Below are 7030 nucleotides of genomic sequence, written 5' to 3' on the forward strand. Positions count from 1 at the left end.
GCGGCCGCGTGTTTGAATGACGCCATGACTACCGCGCCGCGCACTCCGCTTTATCTGGTCGACGCCAGCCTCTACGTCTTTCGCGCCTGGCATTCGATCCCGGACGAGTTCCAGGACGCCGAAGGCTGGCCGACCAATGCCGTCCACGGCTTCGCCCGCTTCCTGCTCGAGCTGATCGAACGCGAGCGCCCGCGCCACATCGCGATCGCCTTCGACGAAGCCCTGGATTCGTGCTTCCGCAATGCCCTGTACCCGGCCTACAAGGCCAACCGCGATCCCGCGCCGGAAGCGCTGCGCCGCCAGTTCGGCCACTGCAAGGCCTTGTGCAGCGCGCTCGGCCTGTCGGTGCTGGCCCATGTCGAATACGAAGCCGACGACTTGATCGGCAGCGCGCTCGCGACCATGCGCGCACACGGCTACCGCGGCGTGATCGTCTCGGCCGACAAGGACTTGTCGCAGTTGCTCGACGGCCACGACGAGCAGTGGGACTTCGCCCGCGGCCAGCGCTGGACCGCCGAAGGCGTGCCGGCGCGGCACGGCGTGCTCGCGCGCCAGATCGCCGACTACCTGGCCCTGACCGGCGATGCGGTCGACAACATCCCCGGCGTGCCCGGCATCGGCGCCAAGACGGCCGCGGCCCTGCTCGGCCATTTCGACACCCTCGATGCCTTGCTTGCGCGGGTCGAGGAAGTGCCGTTCCTGCGTGTGCGCGGCGCCGCCAGCGCGGCCGCGCGGCTACGCGAACACCGCGCCCAGGCCCTGCTGTGCCGGCAACTGACCACGATCGCGATCGACGCCCCACTCGGCGACAGCAGCGGCCACTTCGTGCGCGGTCAGGCCGACGCCAGTGGCCTGCTGGAACTGTGCGACCGCCTGCGTTTCGGGCCGATGACCCGCCGCCGTCTGCACGAAGCGGTCGGACTCGACTTCGCGACGTCACAGGTTCCGTCGTAGCATCCTTCTCTTGCAACAAGACTGCGATGCGATGACGCGAGGAACGCAATGACGCCAGCCGACCACGGACACTCCGACCGACACGCCCACGGGCACGACGCCGAACGCGTCGAAACCCTGTACGACGGCCAATGGCTGCGCATGATGCGCCGCGGCCACTGGGAGTACGCCGAACGCACCCACGGCAAGGGCATGGCGGTGATCATCGTCGCAGTGACGCCGGAGGACCGGATCCTGTTCGTCGAGCAGTACCGCGTCCCGCTGGCCGCGCGCACCATCGAAATGCCGGCCGGCCTGGTCGGCGACGACCATGCCCACGACACCCTCGAATCGGCCGCGAGCCGCGAGTTGGTCGAGGAAACCGGCTGGGAACCGGCCCGCGTCGAAGTGCTGCTGACCGGCCCGACCTCGGCCGGCATGAGCAGCGAACGCATCGCCTTCGTCCGCGCCACCGGTTTGCGCAAAGTCGGCGACGGCGGCGGCGTCGATGGCGAAGACATCCTCGTCCACGAAGTCCCGCGTGCCGATGCCCCGGCCTGGCTGATGCGCAAACAGGCCGAAGGCTTCGAGCTCGACCTGAAGCTCTGGGCCGGCCTGTGGATGATCGAACGCAACCCGGACGGCAGCGCCGCCTGAGCGAAGGGTTCGTCTGACGAGGCCTCGGCGTCGTAACGACGGCGACAGCATGGCAATTGCCGTGTCCTTTGCCGTTGCCGTTGCCGTTGCCGTTGCCGTTGCCCAGATTTTGATCTGCGCTTTGCCGGTCAATAGCTGACCCGCAGGGCGGCCCGCAAGGATGCGGGCCGTGCGCAAGCAGGCCATGGATGGCCTGTCTGGAGCATCCCTGCGTCGGCATCGCTCGTGCGGGCTTGTGCCCTTGCAAGGAAGGCCTTTTCTTTGGTTAGCTTTCTTTTGGGCCAGCAAAAGAAAGTAACCCGGCCGCGTCAGCGGACGGAAGCTCTGCTCTTGCCGTGAGCTTCGCCGCCCTGCGTTGCTCTTGCCGTGAGCTTCGCCGCCCTGCGTTAAGAAACGAGGCGGCGGGCGACGACACGGTCGCGACTTGCGTCGCTCCTACCCTGAAGCCACGCCATCAGCGTGTCGCTACGAATCCGTCCCTGTAGGAGCGACGTAAATCGCGACCACAGGACGCGTAGAGTCCGCAACGTCTTCGTCATCGACCAAAGGAGTGCATCGTCGCAGGGTAGGAGCGGCGCAAGCCGCGACCGCGTTGCTTCGGTCTCGCGGTGGTTCGCTCAAGCAAAATCAGGATCCAGATCAAACGCCAAAAGCTTCCGCCACTAAAGCGGCGGGTTACTTTCTTTTGTCTAAAGCAACAAAAGAAAGCTAACCAAAGAAGTTGCTTTGTTTTGAATCACAGGCCCGTTCGCTCGGAGCCGACGCAGGGATCTACATACGGGACATCCCTGTCCCGATGAAAAACGGCCCGCATCCCTGCGGGCCGCCCTCCGAGTCTTCTACTGCCTTCGCTAGTGCCAGGCTGCGCACAGCAACAGCAACAGCAACAGCAACAGCAACAGCAACAGCAACTGCAACTGCAACAGCTATGGCAGGACGGCCATGCGGCAACGCAGCTACCGCGCCCCGCGGTCGCGGCTTGCACCGCTCCTACCCTGCGGCAGAGCGCCGCTTCGATGCACTACATCTACGTTGCCAGTCCTGCACGTCCCTTGGTCGCGGCTCACGCCGCTCCTACAAAATCCTGTGCGAACGCAGCACTCAGCAGAACCGCATCAAGCAAACCGATCCGTCGCCTGCACCAAGGCATCCACATTCTCGTCCTCGAATGCCGAATGACCCGACGCCGGGGTGATCGTCAGCTCGGCCTTCGGCCAGGCCTTCTTGAGTTCCCAGGCGTTCTGCACCGGGCAGACCACGTCGTAACGGCCGTGCACGATCATGCCCGGGATGTCGGCGATCTTGTGCGCGTCGCGCAGCAGTTGGTCTTCGACTTCGAAGAAGCCGCCGTTGACGAAGTAGTGGTTCTCGATGCGGGCGAACGCGAGCGCGAACTTCGCGTCTTCGTGGCCGCTGACGAAGTCGTCGTCGACATGCAGGAAGCTGGTCGCGCCTTCCCACACGCTCCAGGCGCGCGCGGCGTCGAGGCGGGTCTTCTCGTCCTCGCTGGTCAGACGGCGATGGAACGCGCTGATCAGGTCGTGGCGTTCGACCGACGGAATCGCGTTGACGTAGTGCTCCCACGCATCCGGGAACAGGCGCGAGGCGCCTTCCTGGTAGAACCATTCCAGCTCCCAACGGCGCAGCATGAAGATGCCGCGCAGAACCAGCTCGGTCACGCGCTGCGGATGGGTTTCGGCATAGGCCAGCGCCAGGGTCGAGCCCCAGGAGCCGCCGAACACCTGCCAACGATCGATGCCGAGCTTGGCGCGCAGCTTTTCGATGTCGGCGACGAGTTCCCAGGTGCCGTTGTCGACGAGGTCGGCATGCGGGGTCGAACGGCCGCTGCCGCGCTGATCGAACAACACGATGCGGTACTTGGCCGGGTCGTGGAAGCGCCGCATCTTCGGGCTGCAACCGGCGCCGGGGCCGCCGTGCAGCAACACCACCGGCTTGCCGTCGGGGTTGCCGCACTGTTCGTAGTACAGGGTGTGGCGGTCGTCGACCTGGATCGTGCCGGTGTCGAAGGGTTCGATCTCGGGATAGAGCGTGCGCATCGCAGGCCTCGCATTCGGGATGCGGGAAGTCTAACGGGAGCCGGCCGCGATGGCGTGACCGGATCGGGCGTCGGCGACGCGGGTCTCAGGCGCCGGGCTTGCGCGCCAGACTGACGCGGTCGCGGTCTTCCAGGTCGCGTTCGGTAACCGCATCGACCAGGCCGGCCGCGCTCAACAAGGCGCGCACCGCAGCGCCCTGCTCCCAGCCGTGTTCGATCAGCAACCAGCCGCCCGGCTGCAAATGCATGGGCGCATCGCAGGCGATGACGCGGATCGCATCGAGCCCGTCGGCGCCCGAAGCCAGCGCGCTGCGCGGTTCGTGCCGCAGGTCGCCCTGCTGCAAGTGGATGTCGTCGTCCTCGATATACGGCGGGTTGCTCGCGATCAGGTCGAAACGCTCGCCGGCCAACGGCGCGAACCAGTCGCCATGGCGGAACTCGACATTGCCCAGCTGCAGCGAGGCGGCATTCGCGCGCGCGACCTCGAGCGCATCCATACTGAAGTCGACCGCGACCACCCGCGCGCGCGGCCGCTCGAAGGCCAGCGCCAGCGCGATCGCGCCACTGCCGGTGCCGAGGTCGGCGACCGCGAGGTCGCAGTCTTCGGGCAACCGGGCCAAGGCCAGTTCGACCAGGCGTTCGGTCTCCGGGCGCGGGATCAGCGTCGCCGGCGTCACCGCCAGGTCGAAACGCCAGAAGCCCCGCTGCCCGAGCAGATAAGCCACCGGTTCGCCGGCGACGCGACGCGCGACCAGGCGGCGGTAACGTTGGGCAACCTCCGCGTCCATCACGTGGTCGTCGTGAGCGAACAGCCAACTGCGCGGCCGCTCCAGCGCATGCGCTAGCAGCAGCTCGGCTTCGCCGCGGCCGATCAGCGCCCGTGCCGAACACAGCGCGGCGTCGATACGCTCGGCGCCGATGTCGTGATGGGGGTCGCTGGGGGAATTCATCGCGGCATCGTACGCGAGGCGATTGCGGATGCGCGCATTCGGATTCGCCAAGCAGGTCACACCGGGCAGCTCGCAATGGCCGAATCGCCCTCCTTGGCGATACCTCGATCACGCGCCGCATGCTGAAAGCACACTTTATTCACGCTGGTTGCTCGCACCGGTTGTTCACACCGCTTCTGCGCCAGTTATTCGCACTGGATCTGCGGCCCGATGGCGCCGCCTTCGCGCGAAAGCCTGTTGCGGCGCAGCGCGTCTGGACGACGCGATGCACGATGCATCCCGGTTTTGCCATCCGCAGGCGTCGTGCGCAGCGCCTTGATTGAATGGGAAAAACTCTTGGCCAGGCCGCGTTTAAACGTTTTTACCCTTATTTAAATCGATCCAAATATTGACATGCCGATTTTACCGCTCCCAATGTGGCCGCGTCGCCGCCATCGGCGACAGGGAGCGCGTCATGGCGGTAGCAGCGCAATCGCTCGCCATCGCAAACCGCGCGCATCGATGCCATCGCGTCACACCGTGACGTTCATTGCAGGGGATCGTTTCATGCCGAAGTCGAACCAGCACCTACCGACCCGTCTCCACTCCACCGGCGCCACGGCCCGAACCGTCTCGCGCGTATTGCCGGCCTTGATCGCCCTGGCCTTGGTCGCCGTCGCGCCGACCGCGGCCGCGGCCGAGTCGGCGATCTTCGGCGGTGGTCCGTTCTATTCCGGCGGCCAGACCGTGATCAACGACCTGCGCAATTCCGGCTTCACCACGGTGTTCCTGTGGAGCGTCCACATCGAGGCCAACGGCGACCCGGCTTCACCACGGTGTTCCTGTGGAGCGTCCACATCGAGGCCAACGGCGACCTGGTCTACAACGACATCCCGATCGTCAAGAACGGCGCGTATACGGGCGCCGATGCCGATTGGCCGGCACGGCTGGCTTCGTTGAAGACCGCACCGACCTCGGTCAAGCGGGTGGAAGTCTCGATCGGCGCCTGGGGCGTGCCCGACTTCGAACGCATGGCCAACCTGGCCAACGGCACCGCTGCCGGCTGCGGCACCACCATCGTCTGCGGCACCGGCAGCACCAGCATCCTTTACCGCAATTTCCAGGCGCTCAAGAACGCCAGCGGCGCAGACGCCGTCAACTTCGACGACGAAAGCCATTACAACGTCGCCGACACCACCAAGTTCGGCCAGATGCTGGTCGGGCTCGGCTACAAGATCACTTTCGCGCCGTACACCAACACGAGCTTTTGGAGAGGGGTCAAGGACAACCTCGGCGCCTCGGTCGACCGCATCTACCTGCAGGTCTACGACGGCGGCGCCGGCAACGACCCGGCGAGCTGGAACACGGCGATGGGCATGACCGTGATGCCGGGCTTGTGGACCAAGCACGGCACCGGCTGCACGTCCGGCGACAGCCCCGCGCAGGTGCAGACCCGCATGGCCGGCTGGAAGACCAGCGCCGGCATCAGCGGCGGCTTCCTGTGGCTGTACGACGACATCCAGAAATGCTGGGCGCAGGGCACCACCGCGCAATACGCCGCCGCCATCAACAACGCCGTCAGCGGCAATACCGCACCAGTGGCGAACTTCGGCGTCAGCATCAGCGGCCTGACCGCGAACTTCAGCGATTCCTCGACCGACAGCGACGGCAGCATCGCCTCGCGCAGCTGGAATTTCGGCGACGGCTCCACGTCGACCGCGACCAACCCGAGCCACGCCTACGCCAGCGCCGGCAATTACACCGTCAGCCTGACCGTGACCGACAACGGCGGCGCGACCCACACCAAGACCCAGACCGTCTCGGTCGGGAGCGGCAACGTCAACCTCGCCCTCAACAAACCGGCCACCGGTTCGACCGCCTGCAACAGCAACGAAGGCCCGGCCAAGGCCGTCAACGGCAGCACCTCCGGCGGCAACACCGACAAGTTCTGTTCGCTGGCGTCGTCCTCGTGGCTGCAGGTCGACCTGGGATCGGCGCAGACCGTCAGCAGCTTCGTGGTCAAGCATGCCGGCGCAGGCGGCGAATCGACGTCCTGGAACACCAAGGCCTTCACCATCCAGACCTCGACCAATGCCAGTACCTGGAGCACTCCGGTCACGGTGAGCGCCAACACCGCCAGCACCTCGACCCATTCGATCAGCGCCACCTCGGCCCGCTACATCAAGCTCAACATCAGCACCCCGACCCAGAACGGCGACCCGGCAACGCGGATTTATGAGTTCGAGGTGCGATGAGGTTGGGCATTAGCGCCGGCAAGCGGCCGGCATGGCGGTTAGCTACGGTGGCACGGTAGTTTCCCGGGCAAACGGCGGTCTCTAAGCTCAAGTGCAACACCTGAGGTGAGACGTCGTGAATGGGAAGAAACTACAGTCAGCTGAGCGCTGAAGAACGCGGCGCGATCATGTCGTTGGTGGCCCAAGGTACCGGTATACGA

6 protein-coding genes are annotated in these 7030 nt (G+C 65.7%); 4 read left to right on the top strand and 2 right to left on the bottom strand.

What is annotated here, in order from left to right:
- The first annotated feature begins 24 nt into the window (after nt 1-24).
- Together ACTOWK_RS14255 and ACTOWK_RS14260 are read left to right on the top strand one after the other, a co-directional pair.
- On the top strand, nt 25-954 hold the full coding sequence (locus tag ACTOWK_RS14255) for a 5'-3' exonuclease (protein ID WP_441330784.1): 930 nt from the start codon (nt 25-27) through the stop codon (nt 952-954).
- A gap of 141 nt (nt 955-1095) precedes the next feature.
- Complete coding sequence (locus ACTOWK_RS14260) at nt 1096-1590, top strand: NUDIX hydrolase (protein WP_441330797.1); 495 nt, start codon at nt 1096-1098, stop codon at nt 1588-1590.
- 1115 nt (nt 1591-2705) lie between these two features.
- Here the strand turns inward: ACTOWK_RS14260 and pip are convergent.
- Entirely contained in the window at nt 2706-3647 is a 942-nt protein-coding gene (gene pip, locus ACTOWK_RS14265) for a prolyl aminopeptidase (RefSeq protein ID WP_441330785.1), read from the bottom strand.
- An 85-nt stretch (nt 3648-3732) separates the two neighbouring features.
- Nucleotides 3733-4596 (bottom strand): peptide chain release factor N(5)-glutamine methyltransferase, encoded by an 864-nt coding sequence (gene prmC / locus ACTOWK_RS14270; RefSeq protein WP_441330786.1) that lies wholly within the window; start codon nt 4594-4596, stop codon nt 3733-3735.
- A 119-nt stretch (nt 4597-4715) separates the two neighbouring features.
- Here prmC and ACTOWK_RS14275 point away from each other — a divergent pair, with 119 nt between their 5' ends.
- Nucleotides 4716-4919: a hypothetical protein gene (locus ACTOWK_RS14275; RefSeq protein ID WP_441330787.1), complete on the top strand. Its 204-nt coding sequence runs from the start codon at nt 4716-4718 to the stop codon at nt 4917-4919.
- 447 nt (nt 4920-5366) lie between these two features.
- The gene (locus ACTOWK_RS14280; protein ID WP_441330788.1) at nt 5367-6830 is read left to right on the top strand and encodes a PKD domain-containing protein; all 1464 of its coding nucleotides are present in this window, start codon (nt 5367-5369) and stop codon (nt 6828-6830) included.
- Nucleotides 6831-7030: the final 200 nt, after the last annotated feature.

Source organism: Lysobacter sp. CA196 (genome assembly GCF_052078695.1).
Lineage (GTDB): Bacteria > Pseudomonadota > Gammaproteobacteria > Xanthomonadales > Xanthomonadaceae > Lysobacter.